The organism is Shinella zoogloeoides, assembly GCF_030733845.1.
Lineage (GTDB): Bacteria > Pseudomonadota > Alphaproteobacteria > Rhizobiales > Rhizobiaceae > Shinella > Shinella zoogloeoides_C.
The window spans coordinates 1556439-1581258 of record NZ_CP132311.1; the positions used below are offsets into that span (position 1 = coordinate 1556439).

Annotated in this window: 30 protein-coding genes; 18 read left to right on the plus strand and 12 right to left on the minus strand. The window is 61.0% G+C overall.

Going from position 1 to position 24820, the window contains the following annotated elements; genetic code table 11:
* Window positions 1-27: 27 nt before the first annotated feature.
* The 7 genes from Q9316_RS08815 (at window position 28) to Q9316_RS08845 (ending at window position 3784) form a co-directional block, all read left to right on the plus strand.
* Entirely contained in the window at window positions 28-1155 is a 1128-nt protein-coding gene (locus tag Q9316_RS08815) for a pyocin knob domain-containing protein (RefSeq protein WP_306034804.1), read from the plus strand.
* A complete protein-coding gene (locus Q9316_RS08820; RefSeq protein WP_306034805.1) occupies window positions 1155-1526 on the plus strand; it encodes a hypothetical protein in 372 nt (123 codons plus the stop codon). Before Q9316_RS08815 ends, Q9316_RS08820 begins: the two co-directional genes overlap by 1 nt.
* Complete coding sequence (locus Q9316_RS08825) at window positions 1513-1935, plus strand: DUF4376 domain-containing protein (RefSeq protein WP_306034806.1); 423 nt, start codon at window positions 1513-1515, stop codon at window positions 1933-1935. Before Q9316_RS08820 ends, Q9316_RS08825 begins: the two co-directional genes overlap by 14 nt.
* Before the next feature lie 201 nt (window positions 1936-2136).
* Window positions 2137-2796, plus strand: coding sequence for a peptidoglycan recognition protein family protein (locus Q9316_RS08830; RefSeq protein ID WP_306034807.1), 660 nt, complete (start codon window positions 2137-2139; stop codon window positions 2794-2796).
* A 23-nt stretch (window positions 2797-2819) separates the two neighbouring features.
* On the plus strand, window positions 2820-3128 hold the full coding sequence (locus Q9316_RS08835; RefSeq protein WP_306034808.1) for a cell wall anchor protein: 309 nt from the start codon (window positions 2820-2822) through the stop codon (window positions 3126-3128).
* 28 nt (window positions 3129-3156) lie between these two features.
* Window positions 3157-3333 carry a hypothetical protein gene (locus Q9316_RS08840; RefSeq protein WP_306034809.1) on the plus strand — a complete coding sequence of 59 codons (177 nt, stop codon included), beginning with the start codon at window positions 3157-3159 and terminating at the stop codon, window positions 3331-3333.
* A gap of 34 nt (window positions 3334-3367) precedes the next feature.
* The gene (locus Q9316_RS08845) at window positions 3368-3784 is read left to right on the plus strand and encodes a hypothetical protein (protein WP_306034810.1); all 417 of its coding nucleotides are present in this window, start codon (window positions 3368-3370) and stop codon (window positions 3782-3784) included.
* 305 nt (window positions 3785-4089) lie between these two features.
* On the opposite strand, the gene Q9316_RS08850 is transcribed toward Q9316_RS08845, so the two are convergent.
* Entirely contained in the window at window positions 4090-4479 is a 390-nt protein-coding gene (locus Q9316_RS08850) for a hypothetical protein (RefSeq protein WP_306034811.1), read from the minus strand.
* 743 nt (window positions 4480-5222) lie between these two features.
* Complete coding sequence (locus Q9316_RS08855) at window positions 5223-5525, minus strand: hypothetical protein (RefSeq protein ID WP_306034812.1); 303 nt, start codon at window positions 5523-5525, stop codon at window positions 5223-5225.
* A gap of 128 nt (window positions 5526-5653) precedes the next feature.
* Between Q9316_RS08855 and Q9316_RS08860 the strand changes: the two genes are divergently transcribed.
* The gene (locus Q9316_RS08860) at window positions 5654-5833 is read left to right on the plus strand and encodes a hypothetical protein (protein ID WP_306034813.1); all 180 of its coding nucleotides are present in this window, start codon (window positions 5654-5656) and stop codon (window positions 5831-5833) included.
* A gap of 743 nt (window positions 5834-6576) precedes the next feature.
* On the opposite strand, the gene Q9316_RS08865 is transcribed toward Q9316_RS08860, so the two are convergent.
* From Q9316_RS08865 to Q9316_RS08895, 7 genes are all read right to left on the minus strand, one after another.
* Window positions 6577-7752: a caspase family protein gene (locus tag Q9316_RS08865; protein WP_306034814.1), complete on the minus strand. Its 1176-nt coding sequence runs from the start codon at window positions 7750-7752 to the stop codon at window positions 6577-6579.
* A 229-nt stretch (window positions 7753-7981) separates the two neighbouring features.
* Window positions 7982-8200 carry a hypothetical protein gene (locus tag Q9316_RS08870; RefSeq protein ID WP_306034815.1) on the minus strand — a complete coding sequence of 73 codons (219 nt, stop codon included), beginning with the start codon at window positions 8198-8200 and terminating at the stop codon, window positions 7982-7984.
* 946 nt (window positions 8201-9146) lie between these two features.
* Entirely contained in the window at window positions 9147-9545 is a 399-nt protein-coding gene (locus Q9316_RS08875) for a hypothetical protein (RefSeq protein ID WP_306034816.1), read from the minus strand.
* Between the two features lie 76 nt (window positions 9546-9621).
* The gene (locus tag Q9316_RS08880; RefSeq protein ID WP_306034817.1) at window positions 9622-10020 is read right to left on the minus strand and encodes a hypothetical protein; all 399 of its coding nucleotides are present in this window, start codon (window positions 10018-10020) and stop codon (window positions 9622-9624) included.
* 389 nt (window positions 10021-10409) lie between these two features.
* Window positions 10410-10577, minus strand: coding sequence for a hypothetical protein (locus Q9316_RS08885; protein WP_306034818.1), 168 nt, complete (start codon window positions 10575-10577; stop codon window positions 10410-10412).
* Window positions 10578-10884: 307 nt separating this feature from the next.
* On the minus strand, window positions 10885-11961 hold the full coding sequence (locus Q9316_RS08890; RefSeq protein ID WP_306034819.1) for an acyltransferase family protein: 1077 nt from the start codon (window positions 11959-11961) through the stop codon (window positions 10885-10887).
* 161 nt (window positions 11962-12122) lie between these two features.
* The gene (locus Q9316_RS08895; RefSeq protein ID WP_306034820.1) at window positions 12123-12272 is read right to left on the minus strand and encodes an exopeptide; all 150 of its coding nucleotides are present in this window, start codon (window positions 12270-12272) and stop codon (window positions 12123-12125) included.
* A 243-nt stretch (window positions 12273-12515) separates the two neighbouring features.
* Here Q9316_RS08895 and Q9316_RS08900 point away from each other — a divergent pair, with 243 nt between their 5' ends.
* From Q9316_RS08900 to Q9316_RS08935, 8 genes are all read left to right on the plus strand, one after another.
* Window positions 12516-12731, plus strand: coding sequence for a hypothetical protein (locus Q9316_RS08900; RefSeq protein WP_306034821.1), 216 nt, complete (start codon window positions 12516-12518; stop codon window positions 12729-12731).
* A 222-nt stretch (window positions 12732-12953) separates the two neighbouring features.
* Window positions 12954-13970 carry a septal ring lytic transglycosylase RlpA family protein gene (locus tag Q9316_RS08905; RefSeq protein WP_306034822.1) on the plus strand — a complete coding sequence of 339 codons (1017 nt, stop codon included), beginning with the start codon at window positions 12954-12956 and terminating at the stop codon, window positions 13968-13970.
* An 81-nt stretch (window positions 13971-14051) separates the two neighbouring features.
* A complete protein-coding gene (locus Q9316_RS08910) occupies window positions 14052-15215 on the plus strand; it encodes a D-alanyl-D-alanine carboxypeptidase family protein (protein WP_306034823.1) in 1164 nt (387 codons plus the stop codon).
* 127 nt (window positions 15216-15342) lie between these two features.
* Window positions 15343-16026 carry a dTMP kinase gene (gene tmk, locus Q9316_RS08915; protein ID WP_306034824.1) on the plus strand — a complete coding sequence of 228 codons (684 nt, stop codon included), beginning with the start codon at window positions 15343-15345 and terminating at the stop codon, window positions 16024-16026.
* Window positions 16023-17054 carry a DNA polymerase III subunit delta' gene (locus Q9316_RS08920; RefSeq protein WP_306034825.1) on the plus strand — a complete coding sequence of 344 codons (1032 nt, stop codon included), beginning with the start codon at window positions 16023-16025 and terminating at the stop codon, window positions 17052-17054. Before tmk ends, Q9316_RS08920 begins: the two co-directional genes overlap by 4 nt.
* A gap of 86 nt (window positions 17055-17140) precedes the next feature.
* Window positions 17141-18691 carry a methionine--tRNA ligase gene (gene metG / locus Q9316_RS08925; protein ID WP_306034826.1) on the plus strand — a complete coding sequence of 517 codons (1551 nt, stop codon included), beginning with the start codon at window positions 17141-17143 and terminating at the stop codon, window positions 18689-18691.
* A 7-nt stretch (window positions 18692-18698) separates the two neighbouring features.
* Window positions 18699-19478, plus strand: coding sequence for a TatD family hydrolase (locus tag Q9316_RS08930; RefSeq protein WP_306034827.1), 780 nt, complete (start codon window positions 18699-18701; stop codon window positions 19476-19478).
* Between the two features lie 2 nt (window positions 19479-19480).
* Window positions 19481-20308, plus strand: a complete 828-nt coding sequence (locus Q9316_RS08935; RefSeq protein WP_306034828.1) for an MBL fold metallo-hydrolase — start codon at window positions 19481-19483, stop codon at window positions 20306-20308.
* Here the strand turns inward: Q9316_RS08935 and Q9316_RS08940 are convergent.
* On the minus strand, window positions 20296-21240 hold the full coding sequence (locus Q9316_RS08940; protein ID WP_306035253.1) for a phosphoribosylaminoimidazolesuccinocarboxamide synthase: 945 nt from the start codon (window positions 21238-21240) through the stop codon (window positions 20296-20298). The genes Q9316_RS08935 and Q9316_RS08940 overlap by 13 nt on opposite strands.
* A gap of 264 nt (window positions 21241-21504) precedes the next feature.
* Between Q9316_RS08940 and Q9316_RS08945 the strand changes: the two genes are divergently transcribed.
* Together Q9316_RS08945 and Q9316_RS08950 are read left to right on the plus strand one after the other, a co-directional pair.
* A complete protein-coding gene (locus tag Q9316_RS08945) occupies window positions 21505-22026 on the plus strand; it encodes a GNAT family N-acetyltransferase (protein WP_306034829.1) in 522 nt (173 codons plus the stop codon).
* A gap of 174 nt (window positions 22027-22200) precedes the next feature.
* Window positions 22201-22620 carry a DUF4864 domain-containing protein gene (locus tag Q9316_RS08950; RefSeq protein WP_306034830.1) on the plus strand — a complete coding sequence of 140 codons (420 nt, stop codon included), beginning with the start codon at window positions 22201-22203 and terminating at the stop codon, window positions 22618-22620.
* A gap of 9 nt (window positions 22621-22629) precedes the next feature.
* On the opposite strand, the gene tgt is transcribed toward Q9316_RS08950, so the two are convergent.
* Both tgt and queA read right to left on the minus strand, forming a co-directional pair.
* Window positions 22630-23760 (minus strand): tRNA guanosine(34) transglycosylase Tgt, encoded by a 1131-nt coding sequence (tgt, locus tag Q9316_RS08955; protein WP_306034831.1) that lies wholly within the window; start codon window positions 23758-23760, stop codon window positions 22630-22632.
* A complete protein-coding gene (gene queA / locus Q9316_RS08960; protein ID WP_306034832.1) occupies window positions 23757-24818 on the minus strand; it encodes a tRNA preQ1(34) S-adenosylmethionine ribosyltransferase-isomerase QueA in 1062 nt (353 codons plus the stop codon). Before queA ends, tgt begins: the two co-directional genes overlap by 4 nt.
* Window positions 24819-24820 lie beyond the last annotated feature (2 nt).

Consider the following 24820-nt stretch of genomic DNA (forward strand, 5'->3'; position numbering starts at 1 on the left):
ATCCCAACATCATCGCAGGATTGAACAATGACCCTCGCCTATACCACGGGGACCATCACTCTCACGAACGGGTCCAAGGCCGTGACCGGCATCGGCACGGGCTGGCAGACCGCCCTTATCGCCGGGGGCGTCATCTACCCCGACGCCTCGGGCAATGCCCTGCCGATCAAGACGGTCAACAGCAATACCAGCATCACGGTGGACGTCGCCTGGAAGGGTGCCACGGGTACCTACAGCTATGCCATCGTCCGCGATACCGCCTATCTGCAACAGCTCTCGGTCAATGCGCAGGCGCTGGCGACCTATATTTCCCGGCTGGACAGCGCATCCCTCGGCGCGCTCGCGGCGCTTGCCGGCACGCTCGGGGCGGGAAAGGTGCCGCGCGGCCTCAGCGGCACGACCATGGAGTGGTTCACGGTCAGCGACTTCATGAAAACGGTGCTCGATGACGCCGATTTCGCCGCCGCGCTCGCTACGCTCGGCGCGGACAGCGCCGCAAATCTCATCAAGGGGATAATCCCGGACGCGCGCTTGCCGACGCGCCTGATTAACTCCACCAGGGTTCTGGATGCCGTACCGGGTGGTTGGGATACGGCGACAGAGCCGGGTTGGTATACCGGCCGCGCCGGGACGGAGAACGCCCCTGGCGGCCAATCCTACATGGGGCAGGTCATGCGCCATAACTCGGCGGGGTTTATCCGGCAGGAGCTATGGGATTCCACCGGAACGCTTGCCTTCTACAGGTTCCAGATCAACAGCGTTTGGCAGGCTTGGCGGCCGACGCTTTGGCGGAGGACGGCTGTTGGTACGGTTTCGCAGGACGAGAGCAGTGCCGCCATTGTCCAGCGCGGCAGCAACGCCAATGGCGAATTCGTCAGGTTCGCGGACGGGACGCAAATTTGCTGGAAGACCATCAACAACCTCGGCCCGATCAATCAGGCATCGGGGACGCTCTTTATCTCGGGCGCCTATTCCGTCGGGGTTACTGCCGCCTCGTTCGTCGGCACGCCTGTCCATAATTTCAACGCGGCCGGTAATGGCTTTTCGGCGCTGATCTACCAGGGGGGCGCGACGAGTTTCTATCTCGCCAGACCGAACTCTTCGCCCGCTACAGACTACGGGGTGGCTGTCGTTTCAACAGGGAGGTGGTTCTAATGATCATCAATCTTTCTCCGTCCTTCGGGGCAGCGCCAATTGCCGTCACCAAGGTGGGCGACCTCCTGGAGATCAACGGGGCGTCTTTCGATTTCTCATCTTTGCCGGAAGGTGCAGAGCTGGAGGAGGCCACGGTTGAGGCTATTCCGGGGGGCTACTTCACCGGCCCTGTCCGGCGCGTCAACGGCGATCTCTCCCTCACGATGATCCTTCCTTACGCCTCGGAAAATCCATCGCCGGCTGTGGCTTTCCCGTCGCCGATCGTCGACCCTCCGGATGGTGTGATTGTGCTGCCGGAGGACGCGCCGCCGCCGGAAGAAGAGTTTATTGAACCACCACATGGGGAGGAGAACGACGATGTGGACGCCTGATCCCGCAACGATCATCACGGCCGAGCACAAGGCCACTGCCGCGCGCGCCGAGCTGGAGCGCGCCATTGACACCGAGCGAGATCGTCGCATTGACGCCGGGTTCGTCTTCGTCGGCACGCACTTCCAGTCCCGGCCGGGCGACCGCGAAAATATTGCCGGCGCTTCGACGGCCGCGCTTGCGGCGATCTCGGCCGGCGCGGCTGAAGGCGACCTGCGCTGGCATGGCGGCGATACCGATTTTTGCTGGATCGCCGAGGACAACGGCCTCGTGCCGATGGATGCGCAGACGATGTTCAACTTCGGTCAGGCGGCCATGGCACACAAGCAGGCGATGATTTTCGCGGCCCGGGCCCTCAAGGATCGCGAGACGATCCCCGACGACATCACGGCCGATATCTATTGGCCGTAGCTCGACCTCAAACGGGCGGCGGAAGAATGACCCATAGCGCGACGATTGCCGCCCCGACGACATAACCGACAATCTGCCATCTGCTGACTTCGCGCATGTGAAGTTCTCCGTCCCCAGCCCATCGCCATACAACGTCTGGTGGGCCTTCGCTATGGCGCGAAAGCCACAGGCGCTTCGCATCTTAGAAAAAAGGAAATTACCATGACAACGATCTTGGTTATCCAAGAGCGCTTGATTGCGCTCGGCTATAAACCCGGGACGGCCGACGGCATCGACGGGCCGAAGACGCGGGAGGCGGTGAAAGCCTTCCAGCGTGACAAAGGCGTGACAGCGGATGGCAAGGTCGGCCCGGTGACCCACACCTTGCTGTTCGAGACAGAGACGCGGTCGGCCGCCGCTTCAACGTCTGCTGCCGCTGTTATTGAAAAGCAGGCGAAGGCGACACGGAAGATCGTCGAGATCATCGTGCATTGCACGGCCACCCCGGAACGGCGGGACTATTCGCTCGAGACAATCCGCAAGTGGCACCTCGAACGCGGCTGGAACGATATCGGTTATCACTATGTCGTTCATCCCGACGGCGTGATCGAGGCGGGACGGCCGGAGGCTAAGGTCGGCTCTCACGTCGCCGGCCACAACTCCGGTACTCTCGGCATCGTCTATGTCGGCGGCGTGGCCGCAGACGGGAAGACGCCCAAGGACACGCGCACGGCGGCGCAGAAGGCAGCGCTGCTGGATCTCGCTAAGGCGCTGATCGCCAAATATCCAGCCATCAAAAAGGTGACCGGCCACAACCAGTATGCCGCCAAGGCCTGCCCGTCGTTTGACGTGCGCAGGGACCCGCTCGGCGCTCTCGTCTAACCCCATCAGAAGGAAAACCAGCCATGAAATCCGTCGCACTCATCGTCGCGGCATGGGTCGCGCTGTCCGCTTGCCAGACTACCAAGCTTGACGACGCGGTCAGCAAGAGCCTGCCGAAGGCCTGCGCCGCGCTCGATACCGCTTACGTCGCCTTCACGGCCGCTGCTGCGGCCGACGCCGTGGGCGAGCGCACCGTCGGCAAGGTTGAAGCCGCCTATGCCGGCGTCGCCATCGTCTGCGAAGACCGGGCCAGCGCGACGGCGACCGATGCGCTCGTGCGCGTGATCGCCGCCTCGGCCGTCGTCGCCGCGGCGCTCAAGCAGGCCTCCTGATCCCCTCAACTCACGAAAGGACACGACCATGAACAAGGTATCGAAAGCAATCGCGGCTGCTGCTGGCGGCGCCATCGGCGGCGGCGTCTCGGGCGCCGTCTTCCTGCCCGAGGGCTCGCCCTGGTACGCCTACGTGCTGATGGCAGCCATCACGACGGCGCTGCCGACCCTGCTGACCTATTTCGCACCCAAGAACGCTGCCTGACAGGGACGAGGAGCGGATGACCGAGGAGAGAACCATGGGCATCACCCGTGCGAGAACGATGGAATGGAACTTGAATACGGTCATCCAGCTCGTCACGCTGATCGGCATGTGTGTCGGCGGCGTCACGATTTGGGTCGACAAGAGCCGGGACATCGAGGAGCTTCAGAATTGGCGCGGTGGGCACGAACAGTACCACAAGGAGCGCCTAGCCGAAGTGAAGGCCGGGGAGGGCAGGGCGGAGGAGCGTTTTCGCTCTATCGAAAGCGAGGTCCGCAAGATCGACCAGCTCAGCTACCGCGTGACGGTGGTGGAGCAATCGACAACGACCACCGCGACTGCGATCAAAGAGCTGCAGAGCCTCGTCAGCCAGCAGGCGGGTGACATCAAGGTTGTGCGCGAGATCCTCCAACGCATCGAGGCCGGGCAACGGGAAGGGATTGATCGGCGCTAGAATGAGAACGCCCGCGGCGAGGCATTTGACCCCGCCAGAAAAGCCACGTCTCGACTTTCAAGTAGAGGCTCAAGTGCAAGCGCCATCTTTTCGAGCCGCTTAGCGACTTCACTGGAATCGGCGGGCGTTCGAGTTTCGAGGCGCATGGTAACCTGCATCGTCGTCACTAGTTTTTTTCGACGCCGGTTCCAGCGTCACCGAGTAATGCACGCGCGCGGCCAGTCGTGTTCAGGGCGATGTTTTGCACGTATGAGAGGCCCGCGCAAAGCAGGCCTTTCAAGTCGACGTAGAAAAAAAGAAGAAGCCTAGTTGTGGACGTACAGGTAATACCTGCCGTTTTCATACCTCGGTGGAGCGTACTGAGCGCCGACACACGCCCCTGTGTCGTTGTACCTCACGCGAACTTCGGTGGATTGATTGGCGCCGAGAGTGAAATTCGAGTGGCCGTTTGCGCCATCGTTATACCAAACAGTGCATCCGACTGCGTAACTGAACGGCCCATACTTGGTAAAGCCTTCGCATCCGCGCACATTCGTGTAGCAATTCGTGGTTAGTGCGTCTATCTTGCCGCCTTTTTCTACCTGCTGCGGCTCCTTATCATCCAAAAGAGGAGATATCTGCTTGTCTTCCTGCGCGTAGGCAGCGCTCGCGACCAGGAGAGAAGCCGAGAATGTCAATGCAAGCAATTTCATCATGACGTTCCCCTATTTTTGCGGTCAATTTGAAAGAATGCTCAAAGGAATTTCACTGATCTAATTCTGTTTCGCCAATCTCCCGCGCCAGTGAAGCAATTGTCGAGATCGCAAGCAATTCTGTCGTTGCGAATGATCATGCATATTCGTCCATAGGACGGATTCTCACAAAGAGAAACCGGTCCTCCATTTATAAAAACTCTGATTGATTTAGCATCTATTTCGGTCGGCAAAACGGGAGTGTCTTGCGTCACTTTAACGCGAACGCCGCCTTGTCCAACGAGTGTTACAGAACGCTCCTGCGCGGAAGCCGCTACAAGATGTTGTCCCAGAAATATTACTGCCAGTAATCCAGTGCGCAAAATGAGCTTGACGCTCATCCCCGAAGAAGCATGTGTCATTGCTTCACCCTCTCACATGAGCGAGTATAGGCAACCAGATATCTTCGCTTGAGTCAACATTACGTAGAGCTAATGCGAAAAAATTCCCGCACGGCTTGTGCCTTCAATCGACTTGTTGGCTGTTCGGATCTGAACGTGACCTGCCCATGTGATCTCGTGATGGTGCCGTCGTCGCGGTGACCGTATCTCGTTTCGGTATGCGGAAGCTTCGGCTTCTTTGGCATGTCGTCACCTCAAGCCAGAATATCGTGATACACAACCGGCACAATAGCGGGGGGCGGCTCGCTGTGGAGGCCGCCATCAACCCTCGCGGGCGTCGTCTCTTCGCAGAGCGGTTTTCGGCAGTCAATCTCGGCCGGGTAGACCGGAAAAATACTTCCGCGCGACGTCCTCGATGACGGCACGGTGGATGATCGGATCGTATGATCCATCGGGGTAGTTTTCGAGCAGGTACTTGGCAAACGATTTGCGTGCTTCAGGGCGTCGATCGAACCAAAGCTCCGAAGTTATTTCCTCGAAGACCCTCTGCATTTCTGCGAGTTCTTCGGGCTGATAGACACCGCGTCCGACCCCAAATGATGTCATTTCTGTCGCCCCCGTCATTGCTGAGCGGATTGTAGGCAGTTTGAGCAGCGCCGCAAGGAACAATGGCGGGAGGTATCCATTCCCAACCGCGCCGAGACGGTGCTGATTAACCTGAATCGTTTGGGTTAACCGACGCTAGCAGTGGTCTGTTGGCGGTCACTGACCGTATATGCAGGTCGGAGGACACGGTCATGCAATATGAAAATGGAATGCAGATCATCTATGACGTCCTGAAGAAGGGCGTCTTCGTCGAGTTTCGCGGCAAGTCCGAATACCTGGCCGGGCCGTTTGCAAACCAGCGAAGTGCGGTCGCTGCCGCGGAAGCTTATTGTCGGGAACGAGGTTGGAGTTCAAACCCGGAACGAACCTGACGTTTCATTGTGCTCCTTAGAATATTCTGGAGCCTTCGCGTCGCGCTCCAATCGCAGTGCTCGTAGCCTGTTCGTCTTCGCTTCTCGGGCTTTCCGCGCCTCTTCACCTAGCTGGCGAGCGACACGCGCGCTCTCGTCGAAATTACCCCAAAGCGAACCCGTCGGTGCTCGCTTTCGCTCTTTTTCCATCGGATCGAACTCCTGACATCCCGCGCCTGGCACGCTGCCTCACTCCTTTCTCCAGATAGGGCGCGAATATATTGGGCCAAGAAAGAAAAAAGCCCCGCGCGGGGCGGGGCTAGTCGCTGTCAAAAAGTGGCGCCTACGAAACGACCGACGAAGGAATTTGTTCCGCACGGCCCGGTCCATCTTCGTACCGAGGAAGACAGAGCCGGCGCGTCAGACCGGCAAGGCCGCGTATTTCGCTCTGATTTCGGCCGGCCAATAAGGGTAGTGCCGTTCGCACCACCACTGCGTCGTCGCAGCCCTGCCGGACGTATATCCGAGGCCACCCCATTTGGCGCAGCCAGGATGCTCGCAAAGGTGCTCTGTAACGCCGGCTGCGGTCGGCTGCTTGCTGTTGATCTCATCGGACATGAATTTGGTCTACGCCGAGTCGGTTATCAGCGCCAGCCGCGCGGGCTGAGGTGAGCGAGCCAGCGGATTTCGTTTTCGACACTCGCCGGCCGTGGCCCCGAGCGAGCCAATCATCGTACCAATCGTGGACAGCCTTCGCGTCCCCTCTAGCTTCGGCGCGAGCAAACGTCGATTTGCAGGCGGCCACTTATTGGGCTCAAATAGTAGCACATACCTGGCTGCCCGACGACCGGCTTCGGCTTGCATCGGCCCCCCGCCCGAACCTGAGATTTATTGCACTCCTTGCAAACGCCAACGGCGGCATTTCGTGCTATTTTCAACGCAGCGACCGTAGGCGCGTCCAGTCGTTTCCGTGTTGCGCGCGCAAATCTCGAAAGGGCGGCTTGTGATGCTGCGCCCCAATTTCCGTCGATAGCACCGCGATAACAGCCCGCTCTTCGCAACTCCTTCTGAAGGGCGACGGCCACCTTCTCTTCTTCAATCTCATTTTCAGCGGACTCTTCAACAACGGTCGAGGTGACGGGCGAAAACGCATCGTCTGGCAAGGCGCTGCTCGACAGATAGAACTCCTCCTCAAGTGAGCTCAGCAACTGAGGAGATTGGCGGCTATCTGTCGCTAACCTCACCTGCTTTATTACTCTCTTGAAACTGGTGCCGATTTCCAATCCCGGGGCGCCTAAATGATCGATGAGAGCGCGGGTGAACGGCGAGTTTTGTCCATCTCCGTCCGATGCGACTTGGCCGGGAGATGCCGCGAACGCCACCATTGTCCCCGCGCTCGAGGCAGCGATTGGCGCCAAGCCACGCGAGGATACGCTCCTGAATGTTCCGTCGGTGTTTCTATTCAGGGCTTCGGCGAGTGGATTGTTTCGACAAGCATCGAGGAAAACCAATGTAGTCTTCGCCCGGCTTTCAATCGCACTTATGATGCTGGCAAGAGGCACAGTTTCTGCAGGGATATCGAGTTCTGAGCCCAGCGTGGCGTCAACACCCAGCAGGTAGTTTTCACCTTTGAACTGCATTCCGTGGCCTGCAAAATAGAAGAGCGCTGTATCGGTTCTGCCAAGTTCCTTTGCAAAACGACTGAGTTCTTCTGCCAACTTTCTGCGGTCCGCGTTCAGAACCAGCTTCGCATCGAAGCCGTTCTGCTGCAAAAATGAAGCAAAGTCTGTCGCATCCTTTGACGCGTTGGGCAACTGTCCTACTTTGGAATAGTCGCTGCTACCCACCACAAGCGCTAACCTACGCGCATTCGCGGGTGCGGGCGCGAAACTTACACAAAGAGCAACTACAAAACTCAAAGCGACGAGGAAGATCTTCATGCAGACCCCACTTTAGGCAAGCCTCACAATGAGACAGAACGTACATGAAGCGTGTAAAATTCGGAACAAGCGTTATGCTGATCGCTATCAACTCTTGCAGAAAGCTCCGAACTTCGACCCGCGATCCGGTGTGTCTAGCGCGATGGACCCATCCCATTTCTCTGGGCGCACATGAAACCCGGCAGTATAATTGACGCTTGGTGAAGCGTCCGCACATCGTCGCTACAACTCAGGCCGGATCGTCGGCCGGGTCAGGATCTTCCCGGTAGCAAAGCTCTTGCTGATCGGCAATATTTCTGACCGCGGCGAAAGCAACTGCCGGCGGCCAACCCGCCTGAATTATCTCGTCGATGAGCGTGCGGACCGGCCCCTCGATGACGAATTCGCAGTCGATCTGCATATCGGCGTCGCCGAGAGGCTTTCGAGGAGAGGGTATGCGCTGTGTCATGTGATCCTCCATTGCTTTGGAGGATAGGGCGGCGCATCGAACCCGACAAGGCCCGCGGGAGCTACGGAGCCAGTCTGTCACTTATGTCTATCTGTGGCACCCATCGACCGCGTGAGCGCATCCGCAACAGTTTTACGTCGACCATAAGGCCGGCTACGTGAGCGCGCCGGATTGCCCAATTGAGGATCCGCATAGCTTCGGCCATGTGCTCAATGGCTTCGGCCTGTTCTTCGTCTCTCGAATAATAGTTGTTCGCTTCCATCGGCCCACCTTTCGAGCCACACGGGTAGTCCGTTCGCGTCGAGTGGCCCTATCTTGCGCGCGACGGATTCTGGTCTCTCGCCGCTCCTGGCAAGTCCTTCATCATACCAGTCTTCGACCGCCTTTGCGGCTTCCCAAGCCTCCACGCACCTTCCCGAGTGCGGCATAGGCCGCTGAAACTTTCCCCACGCCGAGCAATTTCCGCTCCACAGGAACATGCCGCGCTTAAGACTGGTTCGATCTCGCGACACCCGACCGATGCAAAGCCCGTCGTGGTAGGCTGACCAGTCTTCCTTCTCTTCGCCCGGCCAAGTCAGGACCCAGTGGTATTTGCGGCGCCATGTGGGTTTGGCATCGTGATTCACTCCCGATCCGTCTGTGGCCGCCAACCTCGGACGAAGCCGCGACTGTAAGCCCGGCCGGCTAGCTCAAGCTGCCAACGCAGGTAGGCGCAATCGGCAAGCAGTGTGGCGATAGCGGCGCGGGCGTTACCATCGTGCCAAGCCAATGCGTCATCAATCTCGTTTCGGTCATCAACTTGTTTGTCGAGCGGGCGCACGTCGTCGTTCTCCTGTGTCTATGCCATAGCAAGGCATCATATCTTCGGGATCAGATTAGCGGCCGCATCGCCGGTGTGTTCTCAATATGTTCTGGTGGCGGAAAGAGTCAACCGCTATCCAGACGCCTATGCTTTTCCCTTTGGCCTACTTTGTTTCCCCAGCGCCTTGCGCCCACGTTTCGCTGAGCCCTCTTTGGCCGGCTTCGTCAGGCGCCATTGAAGTTCAGCAACTAATCGCTGCTCTTCCTCTTCATCCACTTTGTCCCAAAAGTCTGTGTCGTCGTTCCACGTTTTGAGAACGTTCAGCATTTGCGGAGAAGTCTCGATGTCACGAAGTATCAGGACCCAGCCGCCCGGATTAAGAAAATAGCGACGGAGTACGGAGTGAAAAACAGGTGGACGGTGAAGCGGGGAGCATAAGGTGTCTCCAACATTGGGACATGCGCCCATGACCTCAAAGGGTTGATCCCACCAGAACTCCAACTCGGCATCTTTGCCTAAAATGTATGCTCGAATGCGCGTCACTGGCTACGTGCCCCTGATGCTTATAGGGAGATTGCCATGCAATGATCGTCGGGCGCGAAATGAGGGCGGATATAAGTCAAAACTCACTCAAGCGATGTGTCGTTTTGGTGGCTCGGAGTCTGTTGGCTTCAGGCGCGCCCGTTCCCTCCTTCTCTACGCGCTCGACTTCGTTGAGGAGAATCCGAACTAATTTTCCGTCCAGCCTAAAATGCGCCAGTAGCCCAGCCTTGATGAGATTTCGCACGTGTTGCTCGGAGCAGTGCCAGCGTTTCGCGAGGGTCGTGGGGGAAAAGACTGGTGGCGCTTCAACACTGGTAGCTTCCAGGTCTTCTGTGGGCGCAACGAATGGCTGTTGATGGACGTCGATCTGAATTGAGCCATCCGAGCGTAGGTACACAGAAACGCCTTTTTCGATGGCAATATCCGAGGCTGCGCGAACTTCATCTGCCGACCATTTGCCGACCATCTGTGCCATGATTATCCTCCAAAATCGGCAGGCCCCCCCGCCCGGGTTTCGCTTCTTGGAACGTTATGCCACCAATTAGGAAACGCTCACATGAAAATACGATATTGACCAGACCTCTCCTCATTACGCAGGTCCAAGTCGCCGCCATCTGCAGAGGCGCAGCAAAGGCAGGTTTCGTCGCAGAACTTACCATCGGGGAAGTTACCGTGCGTTTGATGCCGGAGGCCATGGTGAATTCAGAACGGCCGTGGGAGCCCAAGGTAAACAAGGGGCGAGGCTATCTTTGACTTAGTATCGGCACGGGGAATGTACCCTGAGTAAAAAAGTTAGCCGTGCGTTCTACTCCGCAGCGTCTATTGGCGGCATCTGCGCAAAATTGCGCACATCCCGCGACCGGCTTAGTTTTCAGCCGGTTGCTCTTCCTGTTGGTCGCCCTCGGTGAGGAGATACCCTTGCCCGATCAACCAGTCTCGGGCGATCACCGCAAGCGCTTCCTCGCGCGTGATGTCCTGTTCCAAGGCAAAGCGGTCTAGGGCTTCTTCGACCTCCGGCGTCAGTTCCATCATTCCATCTCCCGAAACGATCATAACGGAAGCCGCTCGGCAGGACGTGCGGAACGCTTTGCGGCTCCCGGCCTGCATCGCAGCAAGCATTTTGAGATATGGCGCTGTTTGCGCGGGAGGCAATTGAGCGTCCCGCGCAATTACACCGGAAGAAGGCGGGTATTTAAGCGGGTATTTTTATTGACGAGGTATAAAATAGTTCTCTGAAATCAAACATTAACCGCGAATAGATTTACGGTCACCTCTTCCGCCATTGCGTTCTTATCGTGCTCGAAGGTTCGCATAGTGGCACCGGGGCGAGGAGTAGCCGTTACACGGTGCCGGTCCTGAAACTCAAGGCAGATTTCAGTCTGGTCGCAAGCTGCTTGTGACGCCGTTCGCCGATGTGAGCTATTGCGATCGCAACCGGGATCGGAATGAGGATGGCGGCCGTGGCGCCATACCAGGCGCTATCGGGCCAGAGCCTGAACAGCGCCTCCTGAATCGGGTGGTGAACCAGATAAAGCGAGAAGCTGAAGTCGGCGACGTAGCGGATGAACGACCTGAGCTGCCTGCGATCCGCCGTAAAAGCCGTCGACTGCGTGAAAGCGCATATTCCAGCGAACGCGACGGCGACCCAAATATAGGCCGGCAGATTGTACTCGGCTTCCGGTTCGATCGATTTTCGCAGGAGATACAAGCCGATGGCGACCATCGCGATCGCGGTTGCCGGCGGGATTCTGACTCTGGACACCAAGTAGTAGGCGACGAAACCCAAGAGCCACATATACGATATCTGGTTGCCCGGCCGGATCTCGAACGCGATGCCGAGATAGATGTACGGCACCCACGAGACGAGGATGGCGCCGAGGATCAGGACAGCCGACTGTTGCCTCAGGCCGAAGAACAGAAACCCCGCAAAAAGGTAGATATGGAATTCGACCGCGAGGGACCAGAGATGCGAGGCGGTCTGCATGCTCGGCACGCAGGCGATTTCACACCATGTAGTGCCAAACGCGTTCAGCATCAGCACGTGTTGCAGCCAGTTGGCGAACGTGAATGGATCCTCAAGTCTTCCGGCTTTCTGAAGTCCCCAGCCGATAATTCCGATGAGCAGCATCGCTGGGAAAAATGAGCTGTAGATTCGTGCGAACCTGTCGATCAGGAACGATGCGACGCCTTTGTCCTGCGAGCGGTCCAGAACGAAGGCGATCAGGAATCCGGATAGAACGAAGAAGCCGATAACCGCGAGGTTCTGGATATACGGAAACGCCGGCGGCTGAAGGAACAGTGCCACGCCGAAAAACGAAGTGGCATGCCCGATCAGCACGGCAAATGCGGCAAGGCTGCGCAGAAGATCGAGTATTAGTGACGTGTCGTTGTGTTCCGGATTGAGGTCTAGTGCCATTCTCACGATATCCGCTTGCCCAGTCTGTCCCGCTATATGACGAGCGTGCGACGAGCAACCGATTTTCATGCCTTTGAACGTTCAACATGCGTCATTCCCGCCGTTCCGCATTCCATGCGTCGGCGCGTCAGATCGAGGTCGTTCCCGATGGTCCCGTGATGCTAGCGAGCGCTATCCGTCACCTGGGGCTGGATCGTGGATCCGTCGTCCGGTTGGGCGGGGGGCGGCTCGGCTTCTATGAGAAGCACGCTGACGATGAGGGCGGCGAGGGTGCCGAGGAGGATGACGAAGAGAAGGCCTGATTTGTCCATGGTTCGAATTCTAGGGCGCAATGCGATGGATTCGAGGCAAGGACGGGCTTCGATGCGCAATCGACGCCGTAGGGAGGCAGCGCGAACCGCGCAGTGTTGTCTCGCTTCGTGCCACCTTGCGGCGATCGGCGCGCGAGCGGCTACAACTTTTCCCGACTTGTTGCTGACGCATTGTCGTCTTAAGGTTTTTGCGCAACCGAAAGCAATGTTGCCGGCTGGATGCGAAAAAAAGGGGAGGACGCAATGGACGTGCTTCGAGACCCCACGCATATCGGCATGTTTGAGCCCCAGGACCTTACGGTTCTGAAAGGCGTGTTCACGCGATTGACGGCATCGAACGATCTCGGCCTCGACGAGGCGCGGGCCCGTTCGCTCGCCCGCTCGATCATTACGCTCTATCGACACGGCGTGCGTGATCCCAACCAGCTTTTCGACGTTCTGCAAGTAGAGGCGTCCTGACGCCGAAGAGATGGTAGAAACAAGCGCTCGCCGCGTATTCGGCGGGCGCCTTTAACCATGTGGAAACCATAAATCATTGATCCTTGCCCTCGGGCTCCCATTCATTCGCAATTTTGCCATCTTATTGGCATGATTAACGTACTGTTATTTACTGAGTGACATTGACGGCTAACTTGCAGGGGCAAGGCAGTTGGCTGGCGCATCGTCGGGGACAATAGCGGCGTGGGACATAAAAACTTCGAGAAGAACGCGAGCCGGCTCGGCAAGGGCCTTCGGCTCATCGCAATTCCTCTGGTCTGCGCAGGCCTTGCCGCCTGTGCGACGACGACGCCCGCCCCCAAGAAAAAGGTCCGCAGCAAGGAGTTCTTCTCCGAATCCGAATATGGCGTGAAGGCAAGCCCGCGCGTCGTGGAGGAGGGGCAGGCGGTGCCGAAGGGTGGCGGGCGCTACCAGCTCGGCAAGGCCTATCAGGTCCGCGGCAAGTGGTATAAGCCGAAGGAAGAGCCGGGCTACAGCAGGACGGGCCTCGCATCCTGGTACGGTTCGGCCTTCCATGGCCGCAAGACGGCGAACGGCGAGGTCTACGACAAATACCACCTGTCTGCCGCACATCCCACATTCCCGCTGCCGAGCTATGCGCGGGTCACCAACATGGAAAACGGCACCTCCGTCGTGGTGCGCGTCAACGATCGCGGCCCGTTCCATGAGGGCCGCGTGATCGACGTTTCGTCCAAGACCGCCGATCTGCTCGACATGAAGCGCACCGGCACGGCCAAGGTACGCGTGCAATATGTCGGTAAGGCGCCGCTCGAGGGCAACGACATGCCCTATCTCATGGCGTCCTACGTGACCAAGGGCTCGCGCGTTCCGGCGGTCGATCCGGGCGGCCAGATCGCGACGGGCGTCATGGTCGCTTCGGCAGACAACAGCACCTTGCCGGGCGTCGGCGCAGGCGAGGGCACCTTGACCGTTCCCGCCGAAAGCACGATGACGGCGCTTGCCAAGACAACCCCGGCAAGCGAAGCGTTCCAGGCGATGGAACAGTTTGCCCTGCTGCCCGAAATCGGCCCGCTGCCGATCGAACGGCCGAACTTCGTTCCGCAGCTTTCCGCCGACCCGAGCTATGCGGCAGCCTATGCCGACGAGCGCGTGCGTGATGCAGCCGGCGCCTTCGACGCTATCCTGACGATCGACGGCACGCTGACGCGGCTTTCCGCGCTCGCCGACAACGCGGGCTGATGAACGGGCTTTACGGCCGCATGCCCAAAGCCGTTTGCGCAATGCGCGCGGCTGTGGGAGGGTGATGCATCCGGAGTCGCCATGCATCGCCGCCTATTCGCCTGCCTCGTCCTTTTCCTGTGTTTTTTCACCGCCGCGCATGGCCAGTCGGCGGCGCCGCAGGCCGGTTTCGACGTCAAGGCGAAGCAGGTCTACCTGATCGAGGCGGAAACCGGCACGGTGCTGTTCGCCCGGGCGGAAGACGACGCTGTTCCCGCTGCCTCGCTTGCCAAGCTGATGACCGTGGCGACGGTGCTCAAGGCGATCGCCGGTGGGGAAACGACGCTCGAAACGCAATACCCCGTCACGGAACATGCCTGGCGGACCGGCGGCGCGCCCTCGCGCACCTCCACCATGTTTGCCGCGCTGAAATCGAGCGTGCGCGTCGAAGACCTGATCCGCGGCATCACGGTGCAGTTCGCCAACGACGCCTGCATCATCCTCGCCGAAGGCATTGCCGGGTCGGAGACCGCCTTTGCCGAGCGCATGACGGCGGAGGCGAGGGCGCTGGGCCTGCAAAAATCCACCTTCGCCAATGCCACCGGCTTGCCGAACCCGGCCAACAAGGTGACGATGCGCGAGATGGTGACGCTCGCCCGACACCTCCAGACAACGTATCCGGGCTCCATGCGCTACTATCTCGAACCCGAATTCGAGTGGAACAAGATAAAGCAGCGCAACCGCAATCCGTTGCTGGCGCTCAATATCGGCGTGACGGGCTTCGTCACCGGCTTTTCGGAGGAGGGCGGCTATTCCATCGTCGCGGCGGTGAACCGGGATGGCAAGGACCTGCTGCTCGCCATGGGCGGCATGGAGAGCGAGAAGGCGCGCATCGAGGAATCCCGGCGTATCATCGAATGGGCGCTTTCCTCCTTCGAGCGGCGCACGCTCTTCAAGGAGGGCGAGACGATTGCCGATGCCAGCGTCTATGGCGGCGATCGCTCCGTCGTGCCGCTGGTCGCGGGCGAGCAGGTGGATGTGTTCCTGCCGAAGGACAATTCGCAGCGGCTCGTCGCCCGCGTCGTCTATACTTGGCCGGTGCGCGCGCCGGTGGAGCCGGGAAAGACCGTCGGCACGCTGAAGATCTGGAACGACAAGCAGCTTCTGCGCGAGGTGCCGGTCAAGACGGCCGGGACGGTGAATGTCGGCACGCTGCGCGCCCGCGCGCTCGATGCGCTGATCGAACTCTTCTTCTTCTGGATTTGACGGGGTGGGGCGGGCTGAAAAGCGTTTCGTCTGCCGGAAACATGGGTTAGTAGTGGTCCGACTCGGCTCCGGCCCATCGGATTTTGTCAAAGGGCGACCCTGGCGCCCACTGGAACGGAAGTAGGATTTGTCTGCCGCACCCGGTTTGTTTGTCACGTTCGAAGGCGGCGAAGGCGCTGGAAAGTCGACACAGATCCGGCTTCTGGCAAACGCATTGCGTGAGCGTGGCCTGACCGTGCTGATGACGCGCGAACCGGGCGGCTCCAAGGGTGCGGAGGCGGTGCGCCACGTTCTTCTCTCCGGCGCGGCCGAGCCTTACGGCATCCGCATGGAGGCGATCCTCTTCGCCGCCGCGCGCAGCGACCATGTCGAAGAGGTCATCCGCCCGGCGCTGTCCGCCGGCACGGTCGTGCTGTGCGACCGTTTCATGGATTCTTCCCGCGTCTATCAGGGCATCACCGGCAATCTGGAACAGCCCTTCGTCGAGGCGCTGGAGCGCGTGGCGATCAACGGCGTCGTGCCCGACTGTACCGTCATCTTCGACCTTCCCGCCGCCGTCGGCCTCGAGCGCGCCCGCAAGCGTGCCGCCGGGCCGGACGAACAGCCCGACCGCTTCGAGAAGGAAGAGCTGGAAACGCACGAGAAGCGCCGCGAGGCCTTCCTCGATATCGCCGAGCGCGAGCCGCTGCGCTGCCGGGTGATCGACGCCACTAGGACGCAGGAGCAGATCGCCGCCGAGGTGCTCGCCATCATCGAACCGCTGCTGCCGATCAACGCCCACGGCCAGCCGGATCCGGAGCCCGTATCGTGAGCGAGGAGCGTCCCGGCATTCTCGACGGCGCCGTGCACCCGGCCGAGCAGACGAAGCTCTACGGTCATGCCGAGGCGGAGCAATTTCTGGCGCGCTCCTACCGCTCCGGCAAGGGCCATCACGCTATCCTGATCGAGGGGCCGGAAGGCATCGGCAAGGCGACGCTTGCCTTCCACTTTGCCAATCACGTTCTGCACCACCCGGAGCCGGCGCAGGCGCCGGAGACGATCGCCGATCCGTCGCCCGCGTCGCCCATCACCCGTCAGCTCGCCGCCGGCGCCTCCCACAATCTGCTGCATCTGACACGGCCGGTGGACGAGAAGACCGGCAAGGTGAAATCGGCCATCACGGTGGACGAGGTGCGCAAGGCCGGGAAATTCCTCGCCCAGACCTCCGGCACGGGCAACTGGCGCATCGTCATCATCGATCCGGCGGACGACCTCAACCGCAATGCCGCCAATGCCATCCTGAAGATCCTCGAAGAGCCGCCGAAGCGCTCGCTCTTCCTGGTGCTGACCCATGCACCGGGAAAACTCTTGCCGACCATCCGCTCACGCTGCCTGCCGCTCGCGCTCTCGCCGCTGTCGGAAAGCGACCTTGCCAGCGCCCTCGACAGCCTCGGCGCCGCGCCGTCGGGCGCGCGGGCAGGGGAGGTTCTCTCCGCCGCCCATGGCAGCGTCTCCGAGGCGCTGAAGCTCACGAACTACGGCGGCTTCGATATCGTCGAAGCCTTCCGAGCCATCGTCGACGCTCCGGCCGAACCGCCACGGCGCGACGTGCACAAGCTCGCCGACGTGCTTTCCGCCAGGGACAGCGACACCGTCTTCTCGTTCTTCTGCCAGCACGCCACCGATTTCGTCACCGCCGCCGCCCGCGCCGCCGCCCTTTCCGGCGACATCGCCCGCGCCGACCGCCTCGCGCACCTTTCCTCGCAGCTCGGTGAGCGCATCGCCATCGCCCAGGGCTACAACCTCGACCGCAAGCAGACGATCATCACCATGCTCGACGACCTCCGGGCGTCGCGCTAGATCAAAGCGGAAACTTGCTGTTCCCCTCTGCGCCCGCATGGTCTAATACCTTGCGGCATTGCACAACCGAAGACAGATACGCTCCCATGACCGATACGAACCGCTTCTACATCACGACCGCCATTTCCTATCCGAACGGCAAGCCGCATATCGGCCACGCCTACGAGCTGATCGCGACGGATGCCATGGCGCGTTACCAGCGGCTCGACGGGCGCGATGTGTTCTTTCTGACCGGCACGGACGAGCATGGCCAGAAGATGCAGCAGACGGCGCGCAAGGAAGGCATCGAGCCGCGCGATCTCGCTGAGAGAAATTCTGCCGAATTCAAGCAGATGGCCGTTCTTCTTAATGCATCGAACGATGATTTCATCCGCACGACCGAGGAGCGCCACTACGAGGCCTGCGCCGAGATCTGGCGCCGCATGGAAGCCAATGGCGATATCTACAAGGGCGGCTATGCCGGTTGGTATTCCGTGCGTGACGAAGCCTACTATCAGGAAGGCGAGACGGAGAAACGCGACGACGGCGTGCGCTACGGCCCGCAGGGCACGCCCGTCGAATGGGTGGAGGAGGAGAGCTATTTCTTCCGCCTCTCCGCCTATCAGGACAGGCTGCTGAAGCACTACGAGGACAACCCGGACTTCATCGGCCCCGCCGAGCGCCGCAACGAGGTGATCTCCTTCGTCAAATCCGGCCTCAAGGACCTCTCGGTCTCGCGCACGACATTCGACTGGGGCATTCCGGTTCCGGGCGACCCGGCGCATGTCATGTATGTCTGGGTCGACGCGCTGACCAACTATATCACCGCGACCGGCTACCTCACCGATCCCGAGGGTCCGCGCGCCAAATACTGGCCGGCGAACATCCACATCATCGGCAAGGACATCATCCGCTTCCACGCCGTCTACTGGCCGGCCTTCCTGATGTCGGCCGGCCTGCCGCTACCGGGCCGCGTCTTCGCCCACGGCTTCCTGCTCAACAAGGGCGAGAAGATGTCGAAATCGCTCGGCAACGTGGTCGATCCGGTCAACCTGGTGAACCATTTCGGCCTCGATCCGATCCGCTACTTCTTCCTGCGCGAAGTCTCTTTCGGCCAGGACGGCAGCTATAGCGAGGAGGGGATCGCGACGCGCATCAACTCGGACCTTGCCAACGGCATCGGCAACCTCGCCAGCCGCTCGCTGTCGATGATCATCAAGAACTGCGACGGCAAGGTGCCGGAATGCGGCGACCTCTCGGAGGCCGACCGCGCCATGCTCGCCTCCGTCGATGCGCTGCATGCCATCACCCGCGAGGACATGGGCAGGCAGCAGATCCACAAGGCGCTGGCCGCGATCATCGCCGTCGTCTCGGAAGCCGACCGCTATTTTGCCGGCGAGGCACCCTGGGCGCTCAAGAAGACCGATCCCATCCGCATGGGCACCGTGCTCTATGTGACGGCGGAGGTCGTGCGCCAGATCGCGATTCTCCTGCAGCCCTTCATGCCGGAATCCGGCCGCAAGCTGCTGAACCTCGTCGCGGCCCCTGTCGACAAGCGCGATTTCGCGGCGCTCGGCGAAGCCGGCCGTCTCGTCAGCGGCACGCCGCTGGAAGCGCCGTCCCCGGTCTTCCCGCGCTATGTCGCACCCGAGGCGTGACGCCGAGATGCTGATCGACACCCACTGCCATCTGGATTTTCCGGATTTCGAAGCGGAGCGCGACGATATCGTCGCGCGGGCGCACGCGGCCGGCGTGAAGCAGATGATCACCATCTCGACCCGGGTACGAAAGTTCCCGGCCATCCTGGCGATCGCCGAGAAATATCCGTCGGTCTTCTGCTCGGTCGGCACGCATCCGCACAATGCCGACGAGGAGCTGGACATTCCGGTTTCCGAACTCGTCGAACTGTCGAAGCATGCGCGCGTGGTGGCGATCGGCGAGGCGGGTCTCGACTACTTCTACGACAACGCGCCGCGCGACGCGCAGGCCATCGGCCTTCGCAACCATATCGCGGCGGCGCGCGAGACGGGCCTGCCGCTCGTCATCCACAGCCGTTCGGCGGACGAGGACATGGCGGCGATCCTGACCGAGGAGATGGGGAAGGGGGCGTTCCCCTTCCTGCTGCACTGCTTCTCCTCCGGTGCGGACCTCGCCCGTGTCGGCGTCGAACTCGGCGGCTATGTCTCCTTTTCCGGCATCCTGACCTTCCCGAAGTCGGAAGAGCTGCGCACGATCGCGAAAACCGTGCCGCTGGAGCGCATGCTGGTTGAGACCGACGCGCCCTACCTCGCGCCGAAGCCGTTCCGCGGAAAGCGCAACGAGCCCGCCTATACGGCGCATACGGCGGCCGTCCTGGCCGAAACCATGGGCGTCAGTACGGACGAGATCGCCCGCATCACCACCGAAAACGCTTTCCGCATCTTCTCCAAGATGCCGCGGGTGTAGCCGTGGCCTATACGCGGCGCTTCACCATTCTCGGCTGCGGCTCGTCTCCGGGCGTGCCGCGCATCACAGGCGACTGGGGGGCCTGCGATCCCGCCAACCCGAAGAACCGTCGCACCCGCGCCGCCTTCCTCGTCGAGCAGTTCGGCCCGCAGGGCGTGACGACCGTCGTCATCGACACCGGCCCCGATTTCCGCATGCAGATGATCACCGCCGGCGTCGAGGCCATCGATGCGGTGCTCTACAGCCATCCCCACGCCGACCATATCCACGGCATCGACGACATAAGGGGCTTCGTGCAGCAGAACCACGCGCGGGTGCCGATCTGGGCCGATGCGGCGACGATGGAGCGCATCCGCGAAGGCTTCGGCTATTGCCTGAGGACGCCCGCCGGCAGCATGTATCCGCCGATCGTGACGGAGAACCTGATCGAGCCGATGGACGCGCCCGTGAAGATCGAAGGGCGAGGGGGCCCGATCACCTTCCAGCCCCTCCTCCAGATCCACGGCTCCATCCATTCGCTCGGCTTTCGCATCGGAAATGTCGCCTATTGCAGCGACATCAGCGATTTCCCCGACGAGACCATGCCGCGGCTTGCCGGTCTCGACATGCTGGTGATCGACGCGCTGCAATACCGCTATCATTCGAGCCACCTGTCGCTGAGCCAGGCGCTGGACTGGATCGAGCGGCTGAAGCCGGCGCGCGCCATTCTCACCCATATGCACGTGCCGCTCGATTACGACACCGTGCAGAAGGAAACGCCCGACCATGTGGAGCCGGCCTATGACGGTCTTAGCTTCGAGGTCGCGCTTGCCGATGATCAGGTGAAATAAGGCGCCAGGTTCGTGCGGATGCGGTCCAGAACCGTTTCGCCGGAAAGATCGGGCGTAAACGTCTTTCCGGTAATCTGTTCAAAGGCTTGGATGTAAACCTTCGAGGTCTGCTCGACGAGCCCGCGCGGGATTTCCGGGATCGGATCCTTGTAGGGATCGCAACGCTCCGTGACCCAGGCACGCACGAAATCCTTGTCGAAGCTGGCCGGCCGGCCGCCCTTGGCAAAGCTCTCTTCGTAGCTGTCGGTGATCCAGTAGCGGCTCGAATCCGGCGTATGGATTTCGTCGGCGAGCACGATGCGGCCGTCCTTGTCCGTGCCGAACTCGTACTTGGTGTCGACGAGGATGAGGCCGCGCTCGGCCGCACGAGCCTGTCCGCGGGCAAAGAGCGCCAGCGCATAGCGCGAGACCGTTTCCCATTGCTCCGGCGTCAGCAGGCCCTGGCTGAGGATTTCGTCGCCGGAGAGCGGCTCGTCGTGGCCGCCGTCGAAGGCCTTGCTGGTGGGCGTGATGATCGGTTCGGGAAGCTTCTCGTTGTCCTTGAGACCATCCGGCAGCGTGATGCCGTACATCTGGCGTTCGCCCTTGCGGTACTTCGTCAGGATCGAAGTGCTGGTCGTGCCGGCGAGATAGCCGCGCACGACGATCTCGACCGGCAGGATGTCGAGGCGCGTGCCGATGACGACGTTCGGATCCGGATAGGCCAGCACATGGTTCGGGCAGATGTCGGCGGTTTCCTCGAACCAGTAGCGCGCCGTCTGCGTCAGTACCTGGCCCTTGAAGGGAATCGCCGTCAGGATGACGTCGAAGGCGCTGAGGCGGTCCGTCGCGATGATGATGCGGCTGCCGTCCGGCAGGTCGTAGTTCTCGCGGACCTTGCCGTTGTAGCGGTTCGGCAGTTCCGGGATATGGGCGTCGGAGAGAATGCGCAAATCGCTCATGGAGGAGGCTTTCGCTGTTGGTTCCGTCTGCCGTTTCGCTTAAGACTGCCGATGGTTCCGGGTCAAGGCGGAAACCGGATTTCCAGAGGCTTTCAGGGCTTTTGGTGTGTTATATAGTTCCATAATCTATCTTATGTGATTTAGGTATCACAAGGGGGTGGCTTCCCTTTCGACCGTCACCGCGCCAATATCCCTCAGCTCTCGAATCTCCCGATTCCGTCTCGTTATCGCCAGTTCCCTAAGCCGTGATGCCGAATGCCTGACACGCCTGTGCTCGAAACCGACCGTCTCATCCTGCGTGGCGCCCGGCTCGATGATCTCGATGCCGTGACGGCGCTATGGGCGCTGCCTGAAATGGTGCGCTACCTTGGTGGCGTGCCGCAGTCGCGCGAGCAGTCCTGGGTGCGGCTTCTGCGCCATATCGGTATGTGGGATGTCATGAAGTTCGGGTTCTGGACTGTCACCGAGAAAATCTCCGGCCAGTTCATCGGGCAAGCCGGATTCCACGAGATGCGACGCGCCCTCACACCCAGCATCGAAAATACAATGGAAACCGGCTGGGGTTTGCATCCGGATTTTCAAGGTCGCGGCTATGCCAGCGAGGCGCTACGGGCGATGTTGTCCTGGGCGGTGGAAAACCATCCGGACAAGAAGGACACCTGCATCATCAAACCGGAGAACGCGGCGTCTATACGTCTTGCCGAGCGGCACGGATTCCGGGAGTTCGCGCGCTCGCCCTATCTGGAGGGCGAGGTCATTATCTTTCACAGGCAGTAGTGGCGTACCCCTGCCCTTTATAAGTCTGTAGCGATAGCTTAGCTAGGCGCGACATCATATTGTTTTTAAATAGCAAAATAAATACGCATTGGTAATTTCAGCTTCATGAAATACGCCGCGACCCTGTGCCCCCTGGTGTGTTATTCTGTCGCCTTCGGAAAAGGAGTGTGCGCCATGAAATCGCCTGCCGCCGTTTTCCTTTGCGTCTGCTTGTCCCTGATCCCGTTTGCCGCGCGGGCCGAAGAGCCGGTCGATACTGCGCAAGGCATCATCCAGAGTCAGATCGAAGCCTTCCTAAACGACGATGCGAAGACCGCCTATTCCTTCGCCTCTCCCACCATTCGTGGAAAATTCCAGAGCGAGTCTGCCTTCTTCGACATGGTCAAGAAGGGCTATGCGCCGGTCTACCGGCCGGGCAATTTCGCCTTCGGACGCTCCAAGGTCGAGGGGGACATGGTGGTGCAGGAGGTGCTGATCTCCGGGCCTGATGGCAAGGACTGGACGGCGCTCTACCAGCTCGTTAAGCAGCCGGACGGCAGCTACAAGATCAACGGCGTGCACATGGTGCGCGCCGCGCCGGGACCGGAAATCTGAGCCGGCCCGTCAGAGGGGCGCCAGATCGCCCCTCGCCCATTCCTCCTGTGTCTCGGCCATGAAGTCGGCGAAGCGGCCTTCCTCGATCGCCTTGCGGATGCCGGCCATCAGGTCCTGGTAATAGGCGAGATTGTTCCAGGTCAGCAGCATGCCGCCGAGGGATTCGTTGGCGCGGATGAGATGGTGCAGGTAGGCGCGCGAATAATCGCGCGCGGCCGGGCAGTTCGATTCCTCGTCCAGCGGGCGCATGTCTTCCGCGTGGCGGGCGTTGCGCAGGTTGATGCGGCCGCGGCGGGTGAAGGCAAGGCCATGGCGGCCCGAGCGGGTCGGCATCACGCAGTCGAACATGTCGATGCCGCGTGCGACGGATTTCAGCATGTCATCGGGCGTGCCGACACCCATCAGGTAGCGCGGCTTTTCCGAGGGCATATGGGCGATGGTCGTGTCGATCATGTCGAGCATGACCTCCTGCGGCTCGCCCACCGCAAGGCCGCCGATGGCGTAGCCCTTGAGGTTGAGGCCGGCGAGCGCCTGCGCGGATCGCTCGCGCAGATGCGGGATATCGCCGCCCTGCACGATGCCGAACATCGCCTTGCCCGGCTGGTCGCCGAAGGCCACCTTGCAGCGCTCGGCCCAGCGCAGCGACATTTCCATGGCACGCTCGATTTCCTTTGGCGATGCCGGCAGCGCCACACATTCGTCGAGCTGCATCTGGATGTCGCTGTCGAGCAGGCCCTGGATCTCGATCGAGCGTTCCGGCGACATGTGGTGCAGCGCGCCGTCGACGTGGCTCTTGAAGGTGACACCCTGCTCGTCGAGCTTGCGCAGGCCGGAGAGCGACATGACCTGGAAGCCGCCGCTGTCGGTGAGGATCGGGTGCGGCCAGCGGATCAGCTCGTGCAGGCCGCCGAGGCGCGCGACACGCTCCGGGCCGGGACGCAGCATCAGGTGGTAGGTGTTGCCGAGGATGATGTCGGCGCCGAGTTCGCGCACCTGGTCGAGATACATCGCCTTGACCGTGCCCACCGTGCCGACGGGCATGAAGGCCGGCGTACGGATCGTGCCGCGCGGCATGGAGACCTCGCCGCGCCGTGCCTTGCCATCGGTGGCGATGAGTTTGAACTGGAAGGTTTCGGTCATCGGTCGTCCCGGAAAAGCAGGCTGGAGTCGCCGTAGGAATAGAAGCGGTAGCCGGTCGCGATGGCATGGGCATAGGCGCCGCGCATCGTCTCCAGCCCTGAGAAGGCCGAGACGAGCATGAACAGCGTCGACTTCGGCAGGTGGAAATTGGTCATCAGCATGTCGGCCGTGCGGAAGCGGTAGCCGGGCGTGATGAAGATACCCGTCGCGCCGGACCACGGCTTGATCGTCCCGTCTTCTGCGGCCGCGCTTTCCAGCAGCCGCAGCGAGGTCGTGCCGACCGAGATGATGCGCCCGCCCCTCGCCCGCACGGCATTGAGCGCGGCGGCCGTCTCCTGCGAGACGTAACCGATCTCCTCGTGCATGACGTGGTCCGTCGTGTCGTCCGCCTTGACCGGCAGGAATGTGCCGGCGCCGACATGCAGCGTCACGAAATGCCGCTCGACGCCGAGCGCATCGAGCTTTTCAAAGAGTGCGTCGGTGAAATGCAGGCCGGCCGTCGGGGCCGCGACGGCGCCCTCCTCGCGGGCATAGATCGTCTGGTAGTCACGCCGGTCGGCCTCGTCGTCCTCACGCTTGGAGGCGATGTAGGGCGGCAGCGGAATATGGCCGACGGTGGCGATGGCGCGGTCGAGTTCCGGCCCGGAGGCGTTAAAGTGCAGGGTGACCTCGCCGCCCTCGCCCTTCTCCTCAATGATCGCCGACAGACTGTCGCCAAAGGCGATGCGATCGCCGAGCTTGATCCGTTTTCCCGGCTTGGCGAAAGCCTTCCAGCGGTCGCCGGCAATGCGCATATGCAGCGTCGCGGAAACCTTCTGGCCGCCGGCGCCTTCGCGGTGGCGAATGCCCTCCAGCTGGGCGGGAATGACGCGCGTATCGTTGAAGACCAGCGCATCGCCCGCGCGCAGCAGCGACGGTAGATCGCCGACGGCGCGGTCCTCGTAGGGCTTATCGGCGCCCGGCTGCACGACGAGCAGCTTCGCCGCCTCGCGCGGCGTCACCGGGCGCAACGCGATGTTTTCTTCCGGCAGATCGAAATCGAAAAGGTCGACACGCATGG